We start from the raw sequence: 24,229 nt of genomic DNA, 5'->3' as shown, positions 1-24,229 counted from the left end.
AGACCTACTGAGGTGCTGGACCGGCACCTGCATCACCTGCGGCCACCCCCTCAAAACCCGCAGAACCAGAACGAGAACCTAACGAAGCACTACTAGCCGGCGGCACCCTGCCGGCGCGCCCGGACGATCAGCTGTCCGCCGTCGTGCGGCGGTGACGGCCCGCCGGTCCGGTGCCCGGGCCCACCGGACCGGCGGGCACACGGGCGCCCGCTGGTAAAATGGGGGCACGCTTCGACACCGCCGGGGTCCGTACCAAGGGGTACGGACCCCGGCGTGTTCCGGGCGTCGGATCAGAAAGGTTCCCCATGAACGCGAAGCCGTCGACCCCTGGGCTCCCCCGTGTCGGCAAGCCCCGGCGGGAGACAGCGCCGCAGGGCGAACTCTCGATGCCACGGACGGTGGCCCCGGGCCTGCCGCCGGCCGCGTCCTTCGACGCGCTCGGGCTGCCGCCCGAGCTGACGCGGACGATGACCGGCCTCGGGGTGACGGAGCCCTTCCCGATCCAGGCGGCGACGCTGCCCAACGCGCTGGCCGGCCGCGACGTCCTCGGCCGCGCGCGCACCGGCTCCGGCAAGACGCTGGCGTTCGGTCTCGCGCTGCTCGTCCGGACGGCAGGCGTGCGAGCGGAGTCGAAGCGGCCGCTCGCGCTGGTCCTGGTACCGACCCGGGAACTGGCCCAGCAGGTGAGCGACGCGCTGGAGCCGTACGCGAAGGTGCTGAACGTACGACTGGCGACGGTGGTCGGCGGGCTGTCGATCAACCGGCAGTCGGCGCTGCTGAAGACCGGAGCGGAGGTGGTCATCGCGACGCCCGGGCGGCTGGCCGACCTGGTCTTGCGCCGGGACTGCCTCCTGAACCACGTGCGGATCACGGTGCTGGACGAGGCGGACCAGATGTGCGACCTGGGATTTCTGCCGCAGGTGTCGGACATCATGGACCAGCTGCCCTCCGGCGGGCAGCGGCTGCTGTTCTCGGCCACCCTCGACCGCAACGTCGACCAGCTGGTGCGCGACCACCTGAACGACCCGGTGCTCGCGTCGGTCGACCGGCTCGCGAGCTCGGTCACCACGATGGAACACCACGTGCTGAACATCCACGCCGCCGACAAGTACGCGACCGCGACGGAAATCGCCGCGCGGGACGGCCGGGTGCTGATGTTCCTGGACACCAAGGCCGGCGTGGACCAGTTCACCCGCCACCTGCGGGCCAGCGGCGTACGGGCGTCAGCCCTGCACAGCGGGAAGTCGCAGCCGCAGCGCATGCACACGCTCGGCCAGTTCAAGAACGGTGAGATCACCGTGCTGGTGGCCACGAACGTCGCGGCACGGGGCATTCACATCGACGCGCTCGACCTCGTCGTCAATGTCGACCCGCCGGCCGACGCCAAGGACTACCTGCACCGTGGCGGGCGCACGGCACGCGCCGGGGAGTCCGGGAGCGTGGTCACGCTGGTCACGCCCAACCAGCAGCGCGACGTGAACCGGATGATGTCCGACGCCGGAATCCGGCCGACGGTCACACACGTACGCTCCGGCGAGGAGAAACTGACCGCGCTCACCGGGGCGAAGCGCCCCCCGGTCGGCCCGAAGACCGGCAACGCCCCTTTCCGCGGCATCGGCACCCGCCCCGGCCGTCCCGCGAAGGAGTCCCGCAAAGCCGCCGAGGCCCGCAAGACCGCGGAAGCCCGTGCGGCGGCCCGGGTACGCAAGGGCCGCTGACGCAGGACGGACCCCGCGCGCGGCCGTCGGTGGGGCGGTCCGGGAGTGCTCCGGGGTGCCATGGACCGCCCGCACGCACGCCGCCGCTTTCGCCGCCTGCGGCACCGGAAGGAACGCGCGGGGGCTCGAACCCCGGATCGGGCAGTCCGCTTCCGTGCCGCGTCCGTATGCGATCAACGGCTTGACGAGCGACCGTGGGAGGAGAAACCGCGTGCGGACCGGCGTGCGGTGCGCGGCCGGATACGCCCGCGTCCTCTCCGGCCGCCGAGGCTCGGCCGCTTCCCCGGGTCGGTGGTGACCATCGGCCCGTCCCGCCGCGACATCAGTCGGGAGGGCGTCGGTGTCGGGCGTGGAAAGGGTGATCGCCATGTGCCGGTGGCTCGTCTACACGGGAACCCCTCAACTCCTCGAAACCATCCTGTACAAACCAGCGCACTCACTCATCGACCAGAGCCTGCACTCCCGCCTGGGCGTGGAGACGACCAACGGGGACGGCTTCGGCGTCGGCTGGTACGCGCAGGACCCGGACCTCGGCACCCCGGCCGTCGTTCGCGAGACCGGACCGGCATGGAACAACCGCAATCTCCGGGAGATCGCCGGGCACGTCACGTCTCCCCTCTTCTTCGCGCACATCCGCGCGTCGACGGGTACGGCCGTGCAGCAGACCAACAGCCATCCCTTCCGGTACGGCCGCTGGATGTGGATGCACAACGGGGCCATTGCCGGCTTCCCGCTGTTGCGCAGGGAACTCTGCCTGGCCGTGGACCCGTCGCTGTTCGCCGAGATCGAGGGGTCCACGGATTCCGAGCTGATGTTCTTCCTGGCCCTCACGTTCGGGCTGGAGGACGACCCTCCTGGTGCGGTGGCCCGGATGGCCGGACTGGTTGAGCGCACCGGTCACGCCCACGGCATCGCCGCCCCGCTGCAGATGACCATCGCGACCACCGACGGCACGAGTGTCTGGGCGTTCCGCTACGCCAGCGAGGGCGACGCCCGCTCGCTGTACTACAGCAGCCGCGTGGACTCACTGCGGGCGCTGCATCCCGACATGTCGTTCCTGCAGAACCTGTCCGAGGACACACGCCTCGTCGTGTCCGAGCCCTTGGGCGATCTGCCAGGAGCCTGGAACGAGGTGCCGGAGCACAGTTACGGCGTCGTGCGAGCCGGCGTGGACGAACTGCGCGCCTTCGCGCCGGTTTAGGCACCGCCGGCAGGCCGCCACCGCTCCGGACGCTCCGGCGGCCGGGGCCCCGACAATTCGGTGGCGCGCATCCGACAGCGCCAGCCACTCTGGCTCCGTGACAGAACCCCAGCACCAGATCCGCGCCCTCTACACGGCCTCCACGGTCACCGTGTATCAGGCGTACAGACCGGAGATCGGCCTGCCCGCAGCCCGGGACGGCCGCTTTCCCACGGCTTGGCAGCGGGACCGCATGACCTGGATCAAGCCGTCGTTCCTCTGGATGATGTACCGCTGCGGGTGGGGCACCAAGGAAGGCCAGGAGACCGTCCTCGCCGTCGAGATCACCCGCGAGGGCTTCGGGTGGGCGCTGGAGCACGCCTGCCTGACGCATGACGAGCACGGACTGCACCCCGACCGCGCCACCTGGAAACGCCAGTTGCAGCGGGCACCGGCCCGAGTGCAATGGGACCCCGAGCGTGACCTGCGCCTACGACCTCTGGGCCATCGCTCGCTGCAACTGGGGCTCACCGGCGAGGCGGCACACCGCTACGCGGACCAGTGGACGGTTTCCCTCACCGACGTGACCGCACTCGCGCACAGGATCCACGCCCTGGTTCGGGACGAGGACCTGGATGCTGCCCGGCGACTCCTCCCCCCGGAACGCCCCTATCCGGAGACCCGACCGGCTGCGCTCACCCCCTGACCGGCGGCCCCCGGGCTCCTCAGGGGGAAACACCCCCTGCACGACCGGGGACAACCCGAGCGGTGGTTCGAAAACGCCGGCCGCGACACACGGGGCGGCGTTCTGGACTTCGGGCGCCTTGAGTCCGTGACGAGTGCTCGACCGCCGGTCCAGGCGACTGGTCCGAACGGCAGACGGGTCAGGGCTCTGGAACCGCAGGTCAGCGGGATCGCGGCGATAGTGGACACCATGACTGATCACCAGGAGCGCCGGTCCCGGCACAGGTGTGAGAAGCGGCAGTGGGAGCTCCGTGAGGGGATTCGGTCCCGTATCGGCGAGCTGCGGGCTCTGTTGGAGAGCAAGAAACTGCGCGCGGAGAGGGACGACGATCCCCTGGCACGAGACGCGGTCCCGGTCCTGTACGCAAGGGCGATGGCGCAGCTCGACCTGGCGGAAGAGCAGCTCGATCACTTCGACTGCCCCCGGCGTTTCACGGCGGCGCATCTCAGCGCGGCGCAGACACACCTGGACGCGGCACTCAACCTGCTGTTGCGGCTCGCCCCGCTGGACGACGTCACGGCGCGGATCCCCAATCTGCTGGCCCTGATCCGCGAACACCTTCCCGACGAGGACCCGCGGCGAGTCCGGGTCGAACAGATCGCAAAGAACGCGCTCAAGCCGCCGCCGGATGCGAGACCCCTCACCGCCGGGGAGCGCGAGACGCTCATCGACGCGGTGAGCGTCGCCCGCCAGACCCTGCAACGCGAACACCTGCGGGTCCGCAGCTTCGTCCGGATCGTCCTGTACGTGACGGCGAGCCTCGCGGTCATCGCGGTCGCGGTCGCCGTGCTGGGCAGCATGCACCCCGAGCTGGTGCCCCTGTGTTTCCGGCCGGTACAGCCCGACCTCAAGTCCTTCGACGTCGTCTGTCCCACCAAGAGCCAGACGTACCGCAAGAACGGTACGGAGGACTACGCGGAGGTGGCGTTCGCGTGGGACTACCTCGTCGTCGAGATCACCGGGATCGTGGCCGCTTCCGTCGCCGCGGCGGCCTCACTGCGCCGTATCAAGGGGACGGCGACCCCGTACAACGTTCCGGTTGCCCTGGCGCTGCTGAAGCTGCCGACCGGTGCGCTCACCGCCGTTCTGGGGCTGCTGCTGATGCGCGGAGGATTCGTTCCCGGCCTCACGGCTCTCGACTCCTCGGCGCAGATCATCGCGTGGGCCGTCGTCCTCGGCTACGCCCAGCAGATCTTCACGAGGTTCGTCGACAGCCAGGGCCAGGCCGTCCTGAACGCCGTGGGCGGCCCAGGCGACTCCCGGTCGGCAAGCGGCAGCGGAGTACGGGATCCGGCCTGAGCCGGGGGGTTTCCGCCGTCGCCGTCACCGCTTCCCGTTTTTTGTCGGCGGGGGTGCGTTGAGGCAGAACCGGCTCATTCGGTCGCCCTGGCAGCCTTCGGCGTCGCCGCGGCCGACAAGGTGAAGCTGCGTCGCTGACCTGGCCCGGTGTGCAGCAGAACGCACTCCCGTGGGCACCGGCGGGCAGGCGCGGGCACGGAGTGGACGCCGTGGCACGGCCACCGGAGTGATGGCGGTAACGTGCGGGCCATGTGGGATGCCGGCAAGGTGCGTGAGCGGATCCGGGTGATGGCCGAGGCCGATCCCGAGTGCCGGGTCTTCCAGGCGCGCAGGCACCGCTGGGTGGCGGCCCCGCCGGTACCGGAGTCCGTCGTGGCCCGCTACGAGCGTCAGCACCGCTTCGAGCTTCCGGCTTCCTACCGCTCGTTCCTCACCACGGTGAGCGGCGGGGGCGCCGGGCCGGCCTACGGTCTGTACGAATTCGGCGGCGAAGCCTGGCTGGACCAGCAGGAAGACCTGGATCTGCTGTCCATCCCCTTTCCGCACACCGGGCCGTTCACCCCCTCACCCGAGCGGTCCGTCTGTGCCGAGCACGCCCCGGGCGAGGAGGACTTCTCGCCGTGCTGGTTCACCGGCTCGCTGGTCGTCGCGGAGATCGGGTGCGGCTCCTTCCACCGGCTGGTGGTCACCGGTCCCGCTCGGGGGCAGGTGTGGACGGATGACCTCGGCTGCGGCGACTCCCTGAAGCCGGGACCGGACTTCCGGGACTGGTACACGCAGTGGCTGGACCGAGGTCGCTGAGCCGCTGAACCGGCTGCCACCGGCCCGCGCTGTCAGCGCCGGGCCCGCGCCCGCCCCAAGTCGCGCTGCGCCGCCCGCCGGCGACGGTCTGCAGGGCCAGGTAGGGCGATACGAGGTGATGTGGCCGGGGCAGGGCGGCGCGCGGCGTACGGCCACGTCAAAAGGGCGGCAAAGGACGGTCGGACGGTGCCCCTGCCGCGCCGGACGGGTACCCGGGACGCCTGGCACGGCAGAGCCCTGAACGCCAGGCGTCCGACGTGAGGAGTCCCGATGGTCCCGCCCCGGAATCGCGCACCAGATGGCCACAAAGGGAGGGGGAAGGGCCCCGCCGGCAGGAGGGAGCCGGGCGGCCGTGCGCTGCTCGCCGACCCGCTGGGCAACAAGGGCAACGCCTTCACCCAGGAAGAGCGGGACCGGCACGGCCTGGTCGGGATGCTGCCGCCCGCGGTGCTGTCCCTGGAACTCCAGGCACGCCGGGCCTGGGAGCAACTGCGGGCGCAGCCGGACGACTTGGCGAAGAACGTCTACCTGGAGCAGCTCCACGACCGCAACGAGGTCCTCTACTTCCGGCTGCTCACCGACCACCTCACCGAGCTGCTGCCGATCGTGTACGACCCGACCGTGGGCGAGGCGATCAAGCACTACAGCCACGAATACCGACGCCCGCGCGGGGTCTACCTGTCCATCGACCGCCCCCAGGACGTCCGCCCCGCCTTCCAGGCGCTCGGCCTCGGCCCCGACGACGTCGACCTGGTGGTGGCGACCGACGCGGAGCAGCTCCTCGGCATCGGCGACTGGGGCGTGGGCGGCATGCAGATCTCCGTCGGCAAGCTGGCGGTCTACACCGCAGCCGCGGGCATCCACCCGGGGCGGGCCGTGCCCGTGATGCTCGACGTCGGCACCGGGAACCAGGCGCTGCTCAACGACCCGCTGTACGTCGGCAACCGGCACAGCAGGGTGCGTGGCGAGGCGTACGACGCGTTCGTCGCCGCCTTCGTGGAGGCGGTGGGCGAGCTGTTCCCGCAGGCGCTGCTGCACTGGGAGGACTTCGGCCCCGGCAACGGCCGCCGCATCCTCCAGCAGTACGGCGAGAAGATCTGCACGTTCAACGACGACATGCAGGGCACCGGCGCGATCACGCTGGCCTGCGTCATGAACGCGGTGCGGGTCACCGGCACGCCGATGCGGGAGCAGCGAATCGTGGTCTTCGGCGCCGGGACGGCGGGCGTGGGCATCGCCGACCAGTTGCGGGACGCGATGGTCCGCGACGGACTGGACCGGAAGGAGGCCACCGGGCGCGTCTGGTGCGTGGACCGCCAGGGCCTGCTGCGGCGGTCCACCGAAGGTCTGCGTGACTACCAGGAACCGTACGCGCGCCCCGACGACGAGTGGCCCGACGACCGGCCGGCCGACCTGCCCGGCGTGGTGGACCAGGTACGGCCGACCGTGCTGGTGGGAACCTCCACCCGGCACGGTGCCTTCACCGAGGACGTGGTGCGTTCCATGGCCCGCCACGTGGAACGGCCGGTCGTGCTCCCGCTGTCCAACCCCACGGAGAAGATCGAGGCCATGCCCGCGGACGTGCTGCGGTGGACCGGCGGCAAGGCACTGGTCGCCGTCGGCATCCCGGTGCCGCCGGTGGAGCTGGACGGCACCACGTACGACATCGGCCAGGCCAACAACGCCCTCCTCTACCCGGGGCTGGGGCTGGGCGCCGTGGTGGCCCGTGCCGAGCGGATCACCGACGGCATGCTCCAGGCCGCGGCGGAAGCCGTCGCAGACCTCGCCGACCTGTCGCAGCCCGGCTCCGCGCTGCTGCCGGAGGTGGAGAACCTGCGCACCTCGTCGGCCGTGGTCGCCGCGGCCGTCGTCCGCCGCGCAGAAGCGGACGGCGTCGCCCGGGCCGGCCTCGACGACGTGATCCAGCGGATCCAGGACGCCATGTGGCAGCCCGAGTACGACTGACAGCCGGCCGGCCAAGGGCTCCACCCGGCGGGGGCTGTCTCGTCTGTGCCGGCAGCCGGCCGCAGGTCATGAGAACAGCGTGTCCAGGTCGGGCTTCTTGTCACCGAACAGGCCGTCCTTCTCTCCCAGTGAGGCCAGTTTCTCCAGGGAGGACATGTCGACCTCCGCCGGCCAACTGGGCAGCGTGAGGTTCTTCAGGACGTCGCCGCTGATCTTCGTGTAGGTGGTGAGGATCTGGCGTGCCTCGTCGGGGTGGCCGGTGGCGTACCGCAGTGACTCGGCCATGGCAGAGGTGAAGTTCTTCACCAGCTCGGGGTTCTGCTGCGCGAGCTTGGCCGAGGTGAAGTACGTGGCCACGGTGAGCTTCGGGTCCGTCTCGGCGAACGGCGAGGCCACGACACGGGCCCCCTGCGACTTGGCGATCGTCGAGGCGGGCTCTCCCATCCAGGCGGCGTCCACCCGCCCGTCGTCCAGTGCGGCCGGCATCTGGTCGAACGGTATCTCCACGAACTTGATCTTCGACGGGTCCCCGCCGGCCTCCCGGACCGAGTGGCGGACCGTGGTGTCGCCGATGTTCTGCAGGGTGTTCACCGCCACCGTGTGCCCGGCAAGGTCCTTGGCCGACTTGATCGGACTGTCCTTCCTGACCGCCACACCGGTGACATCGGCGCCGACCTTGCCGTTGGACGCCGCGCCGTTGGCCACGGACTTGACCGGCACGCCCTTGACCTGGGCGATCATCAGCGACGTCGTGTTGCTGAAGCCGAACTGGAACTGACCGCTCACCACACCGGGGACGATCGCCGCGCCGCCCTGGGCACTCACCATCTCCAGCTCGATGCCCCGGCTGCGGAAGAACCCCTTCTTCTCGCCGAGATAGAGCGGCGCCACGTCGACGATCGGGATGATGCCGACCTTGACCTTGGTGGTCCCACCCGAGGACGACGAACCGCTCGCCCCCGAGTCCGACGACCCGCACCCGGCCGCGCCGACGGCCGTGATCATCACTACGGCAAGCCCGAGAATGCGCCTTTGCATGGGCCCCTCCTGGCAGAAGCAACTGTGAGCCCGTGTCGGAGGCCGAGGATCACCCGCGACGACTCATGAAGAACTGACGTTGTGCAGCTTCTTGACTGCCGCAATGTACATATCCATCTTCGCCCTGTCAGCACTCCGGACAGAAGAGGCCACGACAACCTCGACCCCACAACACGGCGCGCGGGAAAGGGAGTTCCTCAGCGGTTCAGGGACGACCGGGACGGCACCCGGACCGCGCGGCTTCTCGCACCCCCACCCCGCCGCCGGTCACAGCGCCTCGGCGGCCGGGGCCGCACTGCCACGACCGGCCTCGGACGCCGGCTCGGGAATGGTCACTTCGGGCAGGGCCGGTTTGCGGATCAGGAGCAGCGCCGCGTCGTCGTGCAGTCGTCCGCCCACGTGCGCCAGCAGTTCGTCATGGAGCGCGGCGAGGGTGCGTGCCGGCTCGTGGGACACGTTGCGCGCCAGCCCTTCGGCGAGGGGATAGAACGCACGGCCGTGGTCGCGGGCCTCGGTGACGCCGTCGGTGTAGAGCAGCAGCTGGTCCCCGTCGTCGAAGGGCAGCACCTGGAGGTCGGGAGCGTGGTCCGCGAGGGCACGCAGCCCGAGGGGCGGGGCCGGGTGCGTCGGCTCCACCGGCGCAATGGCACCGGATGCGCGGACCAGCAGCGGAGGCGCGTGTCCGCAGTTCACCACTTCCAGCTGCCCCGCCTGCGGGTATCCGGCGACCACGGCGGTGACGAAGTCGTCATGACCGAGGTTGCGTGCCAGACTCCGTTCGATCCTGTCGACGACGGCGATCAGATCGGGCTCGTCGTAAGCGGCCTCACGGAAGACACCGAGTACCAGCGCGGCGGTCCCCACGGCCGGCAGTCCCTTGCCGCGTACATCGCCGACGATCAGCCGCACCCCGTACGGCGTGGGGATCAGCGCGTACAGATCCCCGCCGATACGGGCCTCGGCCGCCGCGGCGCTGTAGCGGACCGCCGCCTGGAACGGGCCGACGGTCGCCGGCACGGGCTTGAGCAGCGCGTGCTGGGCGGTCTCGGCAACCGAACGCACGGCGGCGAGCACCCGTTCGCGGCGCCCTCGTAGCGCGCTGGCCAGGCCGCTCGCCAGGGTGACGGCCACCAGGGCGGACAGGACGGCCGCCAGTTCGCGGCCCGGAACACTCTCCCAGATTCCGAGCGTCGCGCAGAGCGCGACAGCGAGGAGACCGACACAGAGGACCCCCCGCGGCCCGTTGGTGGTGGCGGCCAGGGCGGGCCCGGCCGCGAGCAGCGGCAGCCAGATCATTCCCGCCCCGTCCGCGAGGTCGGCGAACACGACGAGGGAGACGATCAGCACCGGCAGGACGGGCACACCGGCGGCCAGCTGTGCGACGGCGCGCCTGCGGACCGACGACCCTGGACCGGACATTCGGTTCCTGAACGGCCGCATCGGCCAGTGGTCGTCACCATGGTCTCGGACCTGACTCATGTTTGTCCGCAATCCTCACTTGTGAGCGGGGTGCAATCCCGAAATGACCGTTTCATCCAGGAAACGTGTTCGATCCGCGCGGCACAAGAAGCGGATTTTCAGATAGTGAGCGACAGACCCCTGGTCACGCGGCTCGCGGTCGGCAGCAGTCGCGCCCGGATCTCGGGGAGCCGGGAGAGCCGGTCCACCGGCAGCGAGACACCGAGTGAGCCGAGCGTGTCCCCGCTGTAGACGGGGACGGCGACGCAGACCGTGCCGAGGGCGTACTCCTCCAGGTCCGTGACGGCCGGGTCCACGGGCGAGGCGTCCAGTCGCCGGAGCAGTTCCGGGCGGCTGGTGATCGTGCGTGGTGTGAGGTCGGCGAGGTGGTGACGGGAGAGGTAGTCCTTGCGGGCCGCCTCGTCCAGTTCCCGCAGCACGGACTTGCCCAGCGCGGTGGCGTGGCCCGCGTCCTCGAATCCCACCCAGAGGTCGACGCGGGGCGCCCTGGGGCCGTCGACGATCTCCGCGACCCGGATCTCGCCCTCCTCGTAGAAGGTGAGGTAGGCGGCGGTCGCGAGTTCGTCCCGCAGCGCGGCGAGCGTGGGCCGGACCCGGCTGAGCAGCGCCTGCCCGCGGCCCGTGGTGTGCAGCGCCTGCAGCTTGTCACCCAGGATGAACCCGCCGTCGTCCAGCTTGCGCACGTATCCGTCGTGAACCAGGGTCCGCAGAAGGTGGTAGGCGGTGGCCAGGGGCAGGCCCGTCTCGCGGGCCAATTGCTTCGCCGGCGCACCGTTCTCGTGCGCGCTCACCGCCTCCAGCAGGCGGAAGGCCCGCTGGACGGAGGTGATCAGCGTTGGGCCGTCGTGCGCACGCATACGACCAGCGTGCGCCAGGCGCACGGCACGGGCAAGTGAGGACTCCCGGGAAGTGCCGTGGCCCGCCGCCTCCGGGATCTTTCGTTAGAGAAACGCTTGCGTTTCGCTCAGGCCCCCCGTAGCGTACCCGTACGAAACCGTTTCGTATCGATGGGAGCCCGGGCTGTGTCCAGCCACCGCACCAGCAAGCCGGTCTCGACCACCGTCCGGGCCTCGTGATGGCTGCCTCCCCGGTGTTCCTTGCCGTCGCTCTCTCCCTGATCTCCGCGATCTGCTACGCGACGGCCGCCGTGGTGCAGGAACGGACCGCCGCGAACACGGCGAGCGTGCGCGGCGCGCTGCTCCGCAGTTCGTGGTGGTGGGCCGTGGCCCTCAACGCCACCGGCGCGTTGCTGCACGTGGTCGCCCTGCGGTACGGACCGCTGACCCTGGTACAGCCGCTCGGCGCGCTCAGTCTCGTGGTGGCGGTGCCGCTGGGTTCGATGGCCGCCGGCCGCCGGACCTCGGTCACCCAATGGCAGGGCATGGCTCTCACCCTCGTCGGGCTGACCGCACTGCTCACTGTCACCGCTTCGGGCAACGCGCCGCAGGACAGTCTGGGGGACAGCGAGGTTCTCCTGGTCTCGCTCGCCGCCGCCGCTGTCGTCGCCGCACTCGTCCGCTTCGCCTCGGACCACTCCTCCTCGGCAGGCCTCGCGCTCGCGGCGGCCTCCGGCATCTCCTCGGGAGTCGGATCCACGCTGGCGCAGAAGCTCGCGGTCGGGCCGACGCTCTCCTGGAGCGTGGCGCCGGCGGCGGCGCTGACCGTCGCGTTCGCCGTGGCCGGGCTGCTGCTCTCCCAGAAGGCCTACCGCAGCGGCCTCGGCGGTCCCCTCGCCCTGCTCACCCTCGTCAACCCCGTGACCGCGTCCGCCATCGGCATCGGCCTGCTCGGTGAGGGCTTCCAGTACGGCGGTACGGGCACCCTGCTCGCCCTCGCCGGTGCCGCGGCGGCCATGCACGGCGTGACCCTGCTCAGCCGTCCCCAGCCCGTCCAGGGCCGTCGTGATCCTCAGCGCGGCGACCGCGATCACCGGCGCGTGCCGCACCGGCCGGCACCCGAGTCCGGTCCAGGCCCGCGACCCGTCCGGCTCCTGCGTCCCGGGGCGCCGTCCACCGGGCTGCTGCGCCCGGTCAGCGTCGACATCTCCGGCACGAGCCGGGCCATCTGAAAGGTGGAACCCGACATGACGACTCTTCAGCTGCGCCCCCGCACAGCCGTCCGCGCGGCGGGACTGGTGGACGTACCCGCCGTGGTGCGGCTGTTCGCCCGGCCTCCGGCCCTGGCCCCGCAGTCGGCGCCGGGTGCGGGCAGCCCCGCCGTGGACTGGGAGCGGGCACAGCGCACCATGCGGTTGATGCTGGCTCATCATGCCCTCGAAGAGGGTCAGGTGTGGGTGGCCGAGCGTGCGGACGGCACGCTCCTCGCGGCCGGGATCTGGCTGCCGCCCGGCACCGGGACCGGGCCTCCCGACCCTCGCCACATCAGCCTGGTCTCCCGTGAGCTCGACATCTGTCTGCCAGAAAGCCCGGTCCTGTCGACGGCGCTGAAGGCGGCCGGGCTCGACGAGCCGCACTGGACGGTGGTGACCGTGTGCGCGCTGGACGACACGGAAGCCTGGGACCGTACCGTGGTCTCCGAGTTGCTGGCGCCGGGGTTGCGCGCCGTCGACGACGAGGGCGCCGCCGCCGTCGCGGTCACGATCTCCGCCCGCCACGTGGAGCAGTTGCGGCCGCACGGGTTCCGCCTGCCCCGCGAGGTCGTGGTCGCACCGGGCGCGAGCATATGGCTGACGACCCGCCGGCCACGGAGTCGTCGGCGCGGCTGACGCGCCCTGAATCGTGCCCGGGCGTCGTCGCACCGGCCATGGCAGGAGCGGGGAGGCGGGACGACTGCCTGTGACGCGCAGGCGGGCTGCCCCACGGTGAGGACGCCTCACGCGTACACCGGCTCAGGGCCCTTGGTGTCGCGGAAAGTGCGACGGTAGGTGTCGGGGGGCACGCCGACAGTGCGGTGGAAATGGCGGCGCAGCGTCGTGGCGGTGCCCATGCCGGTCGCTGTCGCGATGGCTTCGACGCTGTCGTCGGTGGTTTCCAGCAGTTCCTGGGCGCGACGGATCCGTTGCGTCAGCATCCACTGCAGCGGAGTGGTGCCGGTCGCCGCCCTGAAGTGGCGGCCCAGGTTGCGTGGGCTCATCCGTGCCTGGCGTGCCAGATCCGCCACGGTCAGCGGGTGCTCCAGTCGTTCGATCACCCAGGGGAACAGCGCCGCGAGCGGATGGTCGTCCCGGGCGGGCACCGGGGCGGCGACGAACTGGGCCTGACCGCCGGCCCGGTGCGGCGGCACGACCAGGCGGCGGGCGACGGCGTTGGCGACCGACGAGCCGTGGTCGAGGCGGACGAGGTGCAGGCACAGGTCCAGCGCGGCGGCCTTGCCGGCGGAGGTGAGCACGGTGCCGTTGTCCACGTAGAGCACGTCCGGGTCGACCGCCACCCGGGGGTAGCGGGCGGCCAGGACGTCGGTGTGCGCCCAGTGCGTGGTGGCACGCTTGCCGTCCAGCAGGCCGGCTGCGGCCAGCACGAACGCGCCCGTGCACAGGGAGGCCACCCGCGCGCCCGCCTCGTGGGCCGCACGCACCGCGCCGACCAGGTCGGCGGGCGGTTCCTCGTCGACGTCCCCCCAGGCGGGGACGATCACGGTGTCGGCGTGCCGCAGCCGGTCCAGACCGTGGTCGGGCTCCAGCCGGAACCGGCCGACGCGCACGGCGCCCGACCCGCAGACGGCCAGGTCGTACCAGGGGCCGGTCACGGCGGCCGGGGCGGGGCCGAACACCTCGGAGGCCACGGCCAGTTCGAAGTGCAGCATCCGGTCGGTGACGGCCAGCGCGACAGTACCCATGTCCGTAATTGTACGCAGCATGGCGTTCCGGCCACTCACGGTGCCGTACCCGCCCTCGGCACGATGTCTGTAGCTGATCCATTCGAGCGCGGGGAGAAGAAGTCATGGAGTCGGGACACAAGGTGGCCGTGTTCGGCGCGTACGGGCACACCGGGCGGTTCGTGGTGGCGGAGCTGCGGGCTCGCGGGTTCGTCCCGGTGCTCTCCGGCCGCGACGCCGACAAGCTGCGGGCACTCGCGGCGTCCGAACCCGGACTCGACGTCCGGCCGGCGTCGGTCGACGACGCGGCCTCGCTCGACCGCGCGCTGGACGGCGCGGCGGCCGTGATCAACACGGCCGGGCCGTTCGCCACGACCGCCGGTCCCGTGATCGAGGCGGCACTGCGCGCCGGGATCCCGTACGTGGACGTGGCGGCCGAGATCGAGGCCAACGTCGACACGTTCGCGCACTTCACGGACCGTGCCCGCGCCGCGGGAGCGGTGATCGTGCCCGCGATGGCCTTCTTCGGCGGCCTGGGCGACCTCCTGGCCACCGCGGCGATGGGCGACTGGACGGCGGCCGACGAGGCGCACATCGCGTACGGACTGAACAGCTGGCTGCCCACCGCCGGCACCCGCGCCGCGGGCAAGGTCTCCAGACAGCGACGGGACGGCAGGCGTGTCGTCTACACCAACGGGCGGCTGGAGTACCGCGATGACGCCCCGCCCCTCCTGAAATGGTCGTTTCCCGAGCCGATGGGCACCCGGGCCGTCATCGGGGAGTTCACGATGGCCGACGTCGTCACCGTTCCCCGCCACCTCTCCATCCCCGAGGTGCGCACCTACATGACGAGCGAGGCGGCCAGGGACCTGTCGGCACCGGACACACCGACGCCGACCGCGGTCGACGAGCGGGGGCGCTCCTCGCAGACCTTCGTCGTCGACGTCGTCGTACGCTCCGGCGGTGTCGAACGGCGGGCCGTGGCGCGGGGCCGGGACATCTACGCGGTCAGCGCGCCGCTCGCGGTGGAGGCGGTCCACCGCATCCTCACGGGGCAGACCAGGACGGTCGGTGTGGCCTCCGCCGGGGAGATCTTCGACGCGCCCGACGTCCTCCGCGCGCTGTCCGAGCACCTTTCGCTCGAACTGCGTCAGTAGCGGACGTGGGGTTCCCCGGCACCTACGGGTCGTCCTGGACCAGGCCGGCGATGTGGGCGGTGACCGTGTCGAGGATGCCGGTCCACGTGGTCGCGTCGCCGAGCACGAGGTAGTTGAGGGTCAGGCCGTCGGTCATGGCGGCCAGGTAGCGGGCCAGTACGGGAACGGGCACGCGCAGTCGCACGTCCATGTCCCGGCGCAGCTGGTCGATGAGCTCGGTGTAGGCGTCGGCGTACAGCTCGTACTGCCGTCGCGCCAGATGCTCGAATCCCGGCTGGCGCAGGGCGTACTGCGTGAGTTCGTAGGTGAGCATGTGCTCGTCGGGGTGGGCGCGGACGTGGTCCCAGTACGCCTGGAAGCCGGCCCGGACGGTCTCCTCCAGCGTGGCCCTGGGGCGCAGGGCCTCCTTCACCAGGGTCACGTAGTGGTCGGTGATGGTGGTGATGACCGACTCGATCAGGGCCTGCTTGGAATCGAAGCAGTAGTGGAAGACGCTCAGGGACACGTCTGCCTCGGCGGCGATGGACCGGGTCGTCGTTTTCGCGACGCCGTCCCGGGCCATCGCCTTGATCGCCGCCTCCGTCAGCTGCCGGCGCCGTTCGGCCAGCGGCATCCGAGCCATGTGCGCTTCCTGTCCTGGTGTTCGTGACCGGTGGGCGTCAGCTGCTGTGGACGCCCACCTCCTGGAGTGAGTATCCCCAGTCGGTGCCGCGGTCGAGGCCCAGGACCCGGACGTAGCGGGCCGGGGTGCCGGCGAAGCGGGCCGTGTCCAGGCCGCCGTCGCCGGAGGCCGTGGACCAGGCGGTCTGCCACCTCACGCCGTCGGTGGACAGCTCGACGCGGTACGACTTCCCGTACGCGCGCTCCCAGTCGAGGGTGACGCGTCCGACCCGGTTCGTGGCGCCCAGGTCGATCTGCAGCCACTGGTCGTCGCTCCAGTCACTCGCCCAACGGGTGTCCCCGTCGCCGTCCACCGCCTGGCCGGCCGCGTAGCTCGTGAACGGGTTGGACTCCGCCGAACTGGCCGTGGCCCGGGCGCCCTTGGCGAGGTTGGTCCCGGCCTGGTGCTGCTCGGAGGCGCCCCAGGTGCCGAGGTAGGACTCGGCGCCCCGGAAGAGGTCGTCCACCACGTCCTGGCCGGCGACGAGCCGGATGTCCTCGATCCAGTCGGGGACCTGGCCGACGTTCGCGGCGCCGTCGGTGTTGTAGTCGAAGGTGCGTGTGCCGACGGTCTGCCTGTCGATCAGCGAGCCGCCGTCGACGCTCTTGAAGGGGTACGTGACCTTGTTCGCGGCGTCGGCTCCGCGCGGGGCGGGGTGGTCGCCGATGCCGTTGAAGTCGGTGCCGTAGCCGTAGCCGACGCCGTACTTGTCACGCAGTGCGTCGGTGCGCTCGGCCTCCTCGCCGAACTCCTCGGAGCCGTGCATGTACTGGGCGACGAAGCCGCCGAGGGAGTAGACCCGCTCGGTCCAGTTGAGGTCCATCCAGCTGTGCGAGGACAGCACACCGGGGTAGTTCGCGGCCTCGAAGATGTCGAGCGCCTGGCCGGTGGCCTTGACGCTCATGTGGTCGATCTCGAGCATCATCTTGCGTTTCATCATGCCGCGCACCGCGTGCTCACCGAGTTCGGTGAGCCCGCGGACGTTGCACTGCGCGTCCGCGTCGTACGCGGGGACCTCCACGCCCGCCGGGAGGTCCGCCTCGGCCTCGGGCGCCGCGGCTGTCCCGATGGGGTTGTCGTGCTGGGGGCCGGTGCACTTCTCCGTCTTCCAGAAGGTGCCGGTCGACAGGAACTGGCCGACGTTGATGGCCGTTCCGAGGCCGTGCTCGTCGAAGCGGACCCCGCACAGCGCGTTGTCGAACTTGTGGCACAGGAACATGCTGCGCACGCCGAGCCCGTACAGCTCGTCCAGTCCGGCGTCGATGTCGGCCTTGCTGCACTGCCCGATGTCCAGGACCTGCTTGCAGCCGAACGGCTCCGAGGTCTCGACACCCAGGACGACCGCCAGCTTGCCCTGCTCGACGACCTCACGCGCCTGCGCGCTGTCGAGCACGATCCGGAACCAGCCCTTGCCGGTGCCGCCGTACATCTTGTCGATGTAGGCCTGCAGGTCGTACGTCAGCTTCGCCTGGAGGCGGATCGACGTCATCTCGTCACAGCTGCGGTCCTTGAAGGGGTAGACGGAGCAGATCATGCCGTTGGTGACGAGGTCGTTGACGAGTACCCGCTGTCCGCCGCGCCAGGCGCGCTCCACCCAGGCGTAGTAGTTCGCCTGATGGGTCATCGAGTCGTAGGCCGGCCAGTCCTTGAAGGTCGGCCAGCCGACCGGGTCGTGCTTGCCGTCACCGCCGTGGGTGATGTAGTCGAAGAGCGCGAGGCTGCCGTCCGGGTAGTGCTCGGGACAGTCCTTGAGCGCGTCGGCGACACCGGCCGCGGAGAACGTCTTGCCGCAGATGAGCCGGCCGCCGAAGGCCTCGTTCGACATGAGGTGGTTGTGCGCGTCGACGAAACCGCGCACCTCGCCCTGGGCGTTGGTGCCCTTGAACGGCTCGCCGGTGACGTTGATCTGGGAGTCCGGCGCGGGTCGCGCGGTCGGGTTCCACCAGTCGGTTCCGGCGGCCGAACTCGGCGTGGGGCCGAGGGTCATGGCCAGCACGAGGAGGAGCAGCGACACGACGGTGACGTCTTTGCGTCGGTGGTACGGGCGTTCAGCCATGGTCACTGCCCACGTCCCTCGGTCTGCGGGATGGCGCGCGGTCGAGGAGCCAGACCGTCCGGAGAACCGAAGTCTGAGTTGTCATGACCGGCGCAAGATATGCGACGAGGATCGCGACTCCCGGTTTCCGAGTCAAGAGTCCGGGACAGTTGACCTGATGAGGCGGTGGCGCCATCCGCACGCGACAAGCCCGTTGTGCCCCTGGTTCTCCTCGGCCGGCGGCCGGGTCTCATCCGCGCGCGCGGAGGTACGCCTCCAACTCGGCGGCCCCGGCCAGCATCGCCCGCGCGCGTGCGGACAGCCGGCCGTGCCAGTCGCACAGCGCGGTCTCCAGCGGCTCCACCCCGCCTGCCGCCCGCACCTGGGCGATCAGCGGGGCGATCTGCCCCAACAGGTACCCGCCGCGCCGGAGTTGGTGGGCCAGCCGGGCGTCCCGCATGTCGGCCTCGTCGTAGACGCGGTACCCGGTCAGCGGGTCGCGGCGCGGGCGCACCAGCCCGGCGCGCTCCCATTTGCGCAGCGTCGCGGGCCGGATCCCCAGCTGCCTCGCCAGCGGCCCGATGAACGTACCGCCGGGCCCCGGCACCGCGGCCGGCCCGGACACGGTTCCGGGTTCGGACGCCACGGTGGGCGCCAGGTCACGCAGGGCGCTCTCCACGGCCCGGAGCGTGTGCCGGTCGTCGAGCAGCTGGGCGTGGCTGCCGTCGATGAGGCGGAACGCCTCGTCGGCCGCGCCCTGGTTCACGGCCCGCATGATCGATGTCGCCGTCTGGTGGCCGTGGCCGGGCACCAGGGCGAGGAACGCGCTCAGGGCCCGCCCGTGCAGCCGGGTATAGGTGCGGTAGCCGTGGGGTGTGCGACCGGCGGCCGGAAGGATGCCGGCCGCCTCGTAGTTCCTGATCGCCTGCGTGGACAGTCCGTGCCCGCGCGCCAGATCGATCGGCCTGAGCTGCTCACCGCTTTGAAGGTTTCGTCCCACGACCACGACAATATCGCGACGATATCGCGGCCAAGTCTCCATCGAAGGTTCAACGATAGCGTTCAAGGCATGCCTACTGACATCAGGGACACCGCCCATGCCGTCGAGGCCGCCGCCGTCATGCAGCTGCTTCGGGCCCGGCCACGGCTGCTCGCCCTGGGCGAGCCCACCCACGGCGAGGACACTCTGCTCGACCTGCGCAACGGTCTCTTCCGGCAGCTCGTCGAGCATGAGGGCTACCGGACGATCGCGATCGAGAGCGACTGCATGATGGGCCTGGTCGTCGACGACTACGTCACCTCGGGCACGGGCACCCTCGACGAGGCCATGGAGCGCGGATTCAGCCACGGGTGGGGGGCGTCCGCGGCCAATCGCGAACTCGTGCGCTGGATGCGGGAGTTCAACGAGGGCCGGCCCGCCTCCGAGCGGCTCCGCTTCGCCGGTGTCGACGGCCCGCTGGAGATCACCGGCGCCGCGAGCCCGCGCCAGGCCCTCACCGCACTCCACGGCCACCTCTCGGCCCACGTGGACGCGGACCTGCTCCCCTGCGGCTCGGACACGCTCGACCGCCTGCTCGGCGCCGACGACCGGTGGACGAACCCCGCCGCGATGACGGACCCGGCCGAATCCGTGGGGCAGTCGGACGCGGCCCGGGAACTCAGGCTGCTCGCCGACGACTTGGTGGAACTGCTCGAGGCGCAGACGCCGCACCTGATCACCGCGACCTCGCGGGACGACTGGGACCGGGCGCGCGTGTACGGACGTACCGTCACCGGCCTGCTGCGCTACCACCACTGGATGGCCGACGCCTCACCGGCCCGCCTGACCCGGCTGGTGGGCGTGCGGGACCAGATGATGGCCCACAACCTCCTCGCCCTCGCCGAACGGGGCCCGGCACTGGTCCACGCCCACAACGGCCATCTCCAAAGGGAGAAGAGCACGATGCGGATGGGCGGGATGCCGCTGGAGTGGTGGAGCGCCGGTGCGCTGGTGAGCGCCCGGCTCGGCGAGCAGTACGCCTTCGTGGCCACGGCGCTCGGCACGATCCGGCACCGGGGAGTGGACACGCCGCCGCCGGACACCGTCGAAGGACTCCTGTACGAGCTCCCGGACGACCGCCACGTCATCGACGCCCAGCGGTTGGCCACCGCCCTCGGCGACAGGCGGCCCGCGCCCCGTGTGTCCCCCTGGTTCGGCTACGCCCCGCTGGACCCGGCCCACCTGGCGGACAGCGACGGCCTCGTGTTCCTCAAGGACGTCACGCGGAGCTAGTACCACCGGCAGCCGCGGGTGGCAGGGCCGTCGGCAGGCGCTCCCGGACGACAGGGACAGCCGTACGGGCGGTCGTTCCGGCCACGCCCCGGTTGCTCATGACCGCCCAGGACCGGCCCGCCCCTGGCCGTCAGCGTCGGCGTGTCGGCTCTCGTCGCGGGTCACTCGCCCGGGTCCGGGGCCAGGGCCGCGAGCGCGTCGGCGGCGGCCCTGCGGAGCCGAGGGGAGGTGTCCGCGGTGAGGGCGTGCAGGCGCTCGCGCAGCCTCCCGGTGTCCGGTGGCGGCGTCCCCGTGGCCGCCGTCCAGCGCGTGAGGCCGAGCGCGGCGTGGTAGCGGACGGCTTCGTGCGGGTCGTCGAGACCCCGCACGAAGCGGCGTACGTCCTTGCGGGAGTTGGCGTCGGTGGCGTCGTCCGGGTCCAGGAGCGACAGCGCGGCGGCCCGGACCTCGCCGGAGGGGGCGTCGTCGGCCAGGCGCCGTAGCGAGGGCAGGGCCTGGGCCAGGCCGTCGAGCGCGTTGCGTGTCCGCCAGATGTCGGCTCCGTCGGACGTCAGGTGATCGGCGAGCGCCCAGGCCACCGGGTGGCGCTCCCACAGCCGCAGCCCGCCGTCGACCGACGCGCCCAGGCCGTCGACGACACCGGCGCGCACGGTGGCGTCGGGATCGTCCAGGAGCGGGAGCAGCTGCCAAACGGCGTCCCACGCCCCCGATTCCCCGATGGCCACGGCGGCTGCCGCCCGGCCGGCGCCGGGCAAGGCCGGGTCGTCGAGGGCCGTGCGCAGGTGTTCGGCGGCGTCCGGGGTGTCGAGGTCGCCCAGGGCGCGCGCGGCCGCCGGGCCGGCCAGCGGATCGCGCAGCCATCGCACCGCAGGGCCGGTCGCCCGCTCGTCGCCCCTCCGGGCGAGGCCTTGGAGCAGCAGCGCCGCCACCTCCGGCTCCCGCTCGTCCTCGACGGCGGCGGCCAGGGCGTCGCCCGCCGCGCCGGAATCGGCGTTCACCAGCCGCCTCGCCACCGCGGTCCGTACCTGCGGGGACGTGTCGCGCAGCCCCGCGAGGAGGGAGTCGAGAAGCGGTTCGGTGCAGCGCGCCGGCAGCATGTCCAGGGCCCGGGCACGGGCGGCGCCCACGCCGTCCCTCGCCGTTCGGACCACCTGCGCCCTGACAGCGGGATCACCGGCCCAGCGGTACACCAGGGTCCGGGCGCGTCCCCACACCGCCTCGTCGGGATCACCGAGCAGTCCGACCAGAGCCGGAACGTCGTACGGGACGTCCGACGCGTCCAGCCCTGCCAGGGCGTTGATCCGTACGTGGCGGTCCGGGTCCCGCAACAGCCGTGTGAACGCCTCGGTCAGGGCGGGGCCGCGCAGCCCCAGCCGGATCGCCGCGAGCGACGCCCTGCGCCGTACGTCCGGGTCCTCGTCGGCCAGCAGCCCCGGCAGCATCTCGGCGCCGGTCTCCCCCGCCCCGAGCCGACCGAGTGCCTGGGCCGCGGCGGCCCGCACCGCGGGCTCCCGGTCCCCGGCGGCCCGGGCGAGGTGGACGGCGTGCTCGGTCCGGCCGATCCTGCCCAACCCCTTGGCCGCCGCGGCGCGCCGCTGCGGGTCCGCTTCCTCCGTCGCCAACTCGCGGAGAAAATACGCGATCTGGTGCTCAGCCCGCATGGCAACCCCCGGAAGGGAAGACTCACGAACCGCCCGGAGGTTGCGCTCCGCACCCTCGGCATCCGTGCGGCCATGTGAAGGGCGCGCTCACTGCCTCGCCCTCGGGCCGTCGAGCGGTCCGCCCCTCGGCACAGTGGCCTGCGGCGCGTCTTGGCTCAATCGTCCCAGCGGGCGGCGGCGAGGACCGCGGCCGCAGCCCCGGTTCCCAGTACGGCGCCGGCGACGACGTCGCCCGGGTAGTGCACGCCGGTGTGGATCCGCGAGTAGCCGACCGCGCAGGCCAGCAGGCCGAGGGGAACCGCGGCGGCCGGGAACGCGGGCCCGACGGCCGCCGCGAAGGCGACGGCCGAGGCCGTGTGGCCCGAGGGGAAGGACGCGGACTCCGGCATGGGCACGTGCCTGCCGGGAAACGGCGAGTCCTCGGCGCGGTGGGGCCGTGGCCGGCGGACCAGACGCTTGCCGAGCAGGTTGGCGGTCGTCGAGGCGACGCCGACGGCCGCGAGGCCGAGGGCGGCTGCGCGGCGCGGCCGGCCGGGACGCAGCGCGAGGAACCCGGCGACCACGAAGGAGATCTTGGAGTGGTCCGCCGCCGCGGACAGCCGTCGCAGGGCGGAGTCGAGCGTGGGCGTCCGGGTGACCGTCACGGCCTCGTAGAGCGCCTGGTCGAGGGCGGCGAGATCACGCATCAGGCCTCGCTGGGCGCGACGTTCCGGCAGCGGGCGGTCAAGCATCGCTCTGCTCCTGGTTCTTGCGGGACGGAAGGGGGGTGTGGCCGAGCGCGAGGTGGACCACGCGCCGCCAGTCGACGGACGGGGCGACGTACGCGGCGCCGGGACGCTGTCTGGGCACGCGCACGCGCAGTGCGCCGGGACGCACCGTGCAGACCACGGGAGGGCGCAGGGTGAGCGCTTCACCGTCGACGGCCACGGGGATGAGGTCCTCGTCGGCCTGGACGACCACGCGACACGACGTCAGCGCTGTGATGCTGCTGGCCCGTTCGCCGCGCAGCGCCAGTTCGGCGGCCTGCGCGGCGCTGTCCACCCGGATCGCGATGACGCCCAGCGTGCCGCCGTCGAGCCGCGGTCTTCGTCCGCCGCCGAGGGGATCGGCCCGTGCGTAGGCGTTGTTGCTCACCAGCAGGGTCTGCGGGGCGTGCAGACGGGCGTCGTCGGCCTGGACCTCCAGGGTCGTGCCGGCGTCGCCGACCAGCAGGTCCGGCAACTGGTCGAGTGCGGTGGCCGTCTTGGCGTCCCGGTAGTCGGGGCTCTGCACGATCTCCGCGTACGCGCCGAACGAGACCGTGTTGACGAACGGCCGCCCGGCCACGTCACCCAGGTCGACGCTGAGTTCCACGCCGTCCGAGAGGGCGTACAGGCCGCTCGCCGGATCCTCGCGGTCCAGGCCCAGGTCCATGGCGAAGTGGTTGCGGGTGCCGGCGGCCAGGACCACGAACGGCAGCCCGTGCTCGGCCGCCACTTCCGCCACCAGGGCCTGCGTACCGTCACCGCCGGCCACGCCGAGCAGATCCGCGCCCTCGGCCACGGCCCGTCGGGCCAGAGCCACCGGATCCGGGTCGGCCTCGAGGTCGAGCAGGATCACCCGGGCGCCCAGTGCCTCGGCCCGCTCCACCAGCCCGTACTGTCCGACCTTCCCGCCCCCGGACCGCGGGTTCATGATCAGTACGGGTCGCCGGGGCGGCCGGGCGGAACGGGAGCGCATGCCGTGCGGCGTCCGCAGGCGGCGCAGCGCACTCCTCGCGCAGGCCAGCGCCGCCACCCACGAGCAGAGGGCGGCCACCGCCACCACCCACAGGCCGGATACGGCGTACAGGACCAGGACGCCCAGTGGTGCGGCCAGGGCCAGCAGGGCGCCGAGCAGGCGCGCGACTCCGCGGTGGGCGAGGGCCCACCACACGCCGGCGCCGGCCAAGGCGAGTCCGGCCAGGCCGACCAGCAGGATCAGCCACTGGCCGGCGCCGGCCACCACGGCCGCGACGGCGCCGGCAACGCACAGCAGGGCGAGCCGGGCCAGGGCTCGCGCCGGCCCCTCATGTCTGTCGGAGCCGTCCGGCTCCGCCTCGCTCGTCGTTCGGGTCGCGTTCATGATGCGTCGGGCGGGCCCTCGGGTTCCCGTCTCCCGCGTGCGCGGTGTCATCGGTCTCCCTGCCTGCTTCGTGGCCCTGCCCTGGCTCTCCCTCCATGGTCGTCACGGCCGACCGGCGCCGCATCCCGGCACAGCGACGCCGGCGTCCGCGCGAGCGGGTGGGCCGGCATCGCCTCGGTCGGCGGGCCAACGATCTCACGGGGGCCGCCGGCCGCCGGGCTCCGGGCCGCTCACCCGGGACGGTGAAGATGTCTTCGCGAGGGGTTGACGGTGGCGTGTGTGGCGGCCACCTTCGATAGCACCCGAAGGTGGGAGCGCTCCCATGAAGCGCGGATCGTCTC

20 protein-coding genes are annotated in these 24,229 nt (G+C 71.9%); 10 read left to right on the top strand and 10 right to left on the bottom strand.

The window, feature by feature from the left end; translation table 11 throughout:
- Positions 1-305 precede the first annotated feature (305 nt).
- The 6 genes from ACZ5XS_RS08765 (at position 306) to ACZ5XS_RS08740 (ending at position 7,708) form a co-directional block, all read left to right on the top strand.
- Entirely contained in the window at positions 306-1,718 is a 1,413-nt protein-coding gene (locus ACZ5XS_RS08765; RefSeq protein WP_468649128.1) for a DEAD/DEAH box helicase, read from the top strand.
- 367 nt (positions 1,719-2,085) lie between these two features.
- Entirely contained in the window at positions 2,086-2,919 is an 834-nt protein-coding gene (locus tag ACZ5XS_RS08760) for a class II glutamine amidotransferase (protein WP_468649158.1), read from the top strand.
- A gap of 97 nt (positions 2,920-3,016) precedes the next feature.
- Entirely contained in the window at positions 3,017-3,604 is a 588-nt protein-coding gene (locus ACZ5XS_RS08755; protein WP_468649126.1) for a DUF4291 domain-containing protein, read from the top strand.
- Between the two features lie 228 nt (positions 3,605-3,832).
- A complete protein-coding gene (locus tag ACZ5XS_RS08750) occupies positions 3,833-4,942 on the top strand; it encodes a hypothetical protein (RefSeq protein WP_468649124.1) in 1,110 nt (369 codons plus the stop codon).
- Positions 4,943-5,191: 249 nt separating this feature from the next.
- Positions 5,192-5,743 carry an SMI1/KNR4 family protein gene (locus ACZ5XS_RS08745; protein WP_468649122.1) on the top strand — a complete coding sequence of 184 codons (552 nt, stop codon included), beginning with the start codon at positions 5,192-5,194 and terminating at the stop codon, positions 5,741-5,743.
- A 270-nt stretch (positions 5,744-6,013) separates the two neighbouring features.
- Entirely contained in the window at positions 6,014-7,708 is a 1,695-nt protein-coding gene (locus tag ACZ5XS_RS08740) for an NAD-dependent malic enzyme (protein ID WP_468649120.1), read from the top strand.
- A 66-nt stretch (positions 7,709-7,774) separates the two neighbouring features.
- Here the strand turns inward: ACZ5XS_RS08740 and ACZ5XS_RS08735 are convergent, their stop codons facing one another.
- From ACZ5XS_RS08735 to ACZ5XS_RS08725, 3 genes are all read right to left on the bottom strand, one after another.
- On the bottom strand, positions 7,775-8,746 hold the full coding sequence (locus ACZ5XS_RS08735; protein ID WP_468649118.1) for an ABC transporter substrate-binding protein: 972 nt from the start codon (positions 8,744-8,746) through the stop codon (positions 7,775-7,777).
- A gap of 267 nt (positions 8,747-9,013) precedes the next feature.
- Positions 9,014-10,165 carry a PP2C family protein-serine/threonine phosphatase gene (locus tag ACZ5XS_RS08730; protein WP_468649116.1) on the bottom strand — a complete coding sequence of 384 codons (1,152 nt, stop codon included), beginning with the start codon at positions 10,163-10,165 and terminating at the stop codon, positions 9,014-9,016.
- Between the two features lie 158 nt (positions 10,166-10,323).
- The gene (locus ACZ5XS_RS08725) at positions 10,324-11,082 is read right to left on the bottom strand and encodes an IclR family transcriptional regulator (RefSeq protein ID WP_468649115.1); all 759 of its coding nucleotides are present in this window, start codon (positions 11,080-11,082) and stop codon (positions 10,324-10,326) included.
- 218 nt (positions 11,083-11,300) lie between these two features.
- On the opposite strand from ACZ5XS_RS08725, the gene ACZ5XS_RS08720 reads away from it, so the two are divergent.
- Together ACZ5XS_RS08720 and ACZ5XS_RS08715 are read left to right on the top strand one after the other, a co-directional pair.
- A complete protein-coding gene (locus ACZ5XS_RS08720) occupies positions 11,301-12,293 on the top strand; it encodes a DMT family transporter (RefSeq protein WP_468649113.1) in 993 nt (330 codons plus the stop codon).
- 15 nt (positions 12,294-12,308) lie between these two features.
- A complete protein-coding gene (locus ACZ5XS_RS08715; protein WP_468649111.1) occupies positions 12,309-12,950 on the top strand; it encodes a hypothetical protein in 642 nt (213 codons plus the stop codon).
- 107 nt (positions 12,951-13,057) lie between these two features.
- Here ACZ5XS_RS08715 and ACZ5XS_RS08710 read toward each other — a convergent pair whose 3' ends face one another.
- Complete coding sequence (locus ACZ5XS_RS08710) at positions 13,058-14,020, bottom strand: helix-turn-helix domain-containing protein (RefSeq protein WP_468649109.1); 963 nt, start codon at positions 14,018-14,020, stop codon at positions 13,058-13,060.
- A 104-nt stretch (positions 14,021-14,124) separates the two neighbouring features.
- On the opposite strand from ACZ5XS_RS08710, the gene ACZ5XS_RS08705 reads away from it, so the two are divergent.
- On the top strand, positions 14,125-15,156 hold the full coding sequence (locus ACZ5XS_RS08705) for a saccharopine dehydrogenase family protein (RefSeq protein WP_468649107.1): 1,032 nt from the start codon (positions 14,125-14,127) through the stop codon (positions 15,154-15,156).
- A 22-nt stretch (positions 15,157-15,178) separates the two neighbouring features.
- On the opposite strand, the gene ACZ5XS_RS08700 is transcribed toward ACZ5XS_RS08705, so the two are convergent.
- The 3 genes from ACZ5XS_RS08700 to ACZ5XS_RS08690 all read right to left on the bottom strand — a co-directional run bounded on the left by ACZ5XS_RS08700 (position 15,179) and on the right by ACZ5XS_RS08690 (position 18,852).
- On the bottom strand, positions 15,179-15,778 hold the full coding sequence (locus tag ACZ5XS_RS08700) for a TetR/AcrR family transcriptional regulator (RefSeq protein ID WP_468649105.1): 600 nt from the start codon (positions 15,776-15,778) through the stop codon (positions 15,179-15,181).
- Between the two features lie 37 nt (positions 15,779-15,815).
- Positions 15,816-17,873 (bottom strand): galactose-binding domain-containing protein, encoded by a 2,058-nt coding sequence (locus ACZ5XS_RS08695; protein ID WP_468649103.1) that lies wholly within the window; start codon positions 17,871-17,873, stop codon positions 15,816-15,818.
- A 229-nt stretch (positions 17,874-18,102) separates the two neighbouring features.
- Positions 18,103-18,852, bottom strand: coding sequence for a TioE family transcriptional regulator (locus tag ACZ5XS_RS08690; protein WP_468649101.1), 750 nt, complete (start codon positions 18,850-18,852; stop codon positions 18,103-18,105).
- Between the two features lie 69 nt (positions 18,853-18,921).
- Here ACZ5XS_RS08690 and ACZ5XS_RS08685 point away from each other — a divergent pair, with 69 nt between their 5' ends.
- Complete coding sequence (locus ACZ5XS_RS08685) at positions 18,922-20,124, top strand: erythromycin esterase family protein (protein ID WP_468649099.1); 1,203 nt, start codon at positions 18,922-18,924, stop codon at positions 20,122-20,124.
- Between the two features lie 161 nt (positions 20,125-20,285).
- Here the strand turns inward: ACZ5XS_RS08685 and ACZ5XS_RS08680 are convergent, their stop codons facing one another.
- From ACZ5XS_RS08680 to ACZ5XS_RS08670, 3 genes are all read right to left on the bottom strand, one after another.
- A complete protein-coding gene (locus ACZ5XS_RS08680; protein ID WP_468649098.1) occupies positions 20,286-21,785 on the bottom strand; it encodes a HEAT repeat domain-containing protein in 1,500 nt (499 codons plus the stop codon).
- Between the two features lie 155 nt (positions 21,786-21,940).
- The gene (locus tag ACZ5XS_RS08675; protein WP_468649096.1) at positions 21,941-22,516 is read right to left on the bottom strand and encodes a phosphatase PAP2 family protein; all 576 of its coding nucleotides are present in this window, start codon (positions 22,514-22,516) and stop codon (positions 21,941-21,943) included.
- Positions 22,509-23,888, bottom strand: a complete 1,380-nt coding sequence (locus ACZ5XS_RS08670) for a diacylglycerol/lipid kinase family protein (protein ID WP_468649094.1) — start codon at positions 23,886-23,888, stop codon at positions 22,509-22,511. The genes ACZ5XS_RS08675 and ACZ5XS_RS08670 overlap by 8 nt, the downstream gene beginning before the upstream one ends.
- Positions 23,889-24,229: the final 341 nt, after the last annotated feature.

Source organism: Streptomyces sp. NPDC033131 (genome assembly GCF_055578365.1).
This window is presented reverse-complemented; position numbering and strand designations above follow the sequence as displayed.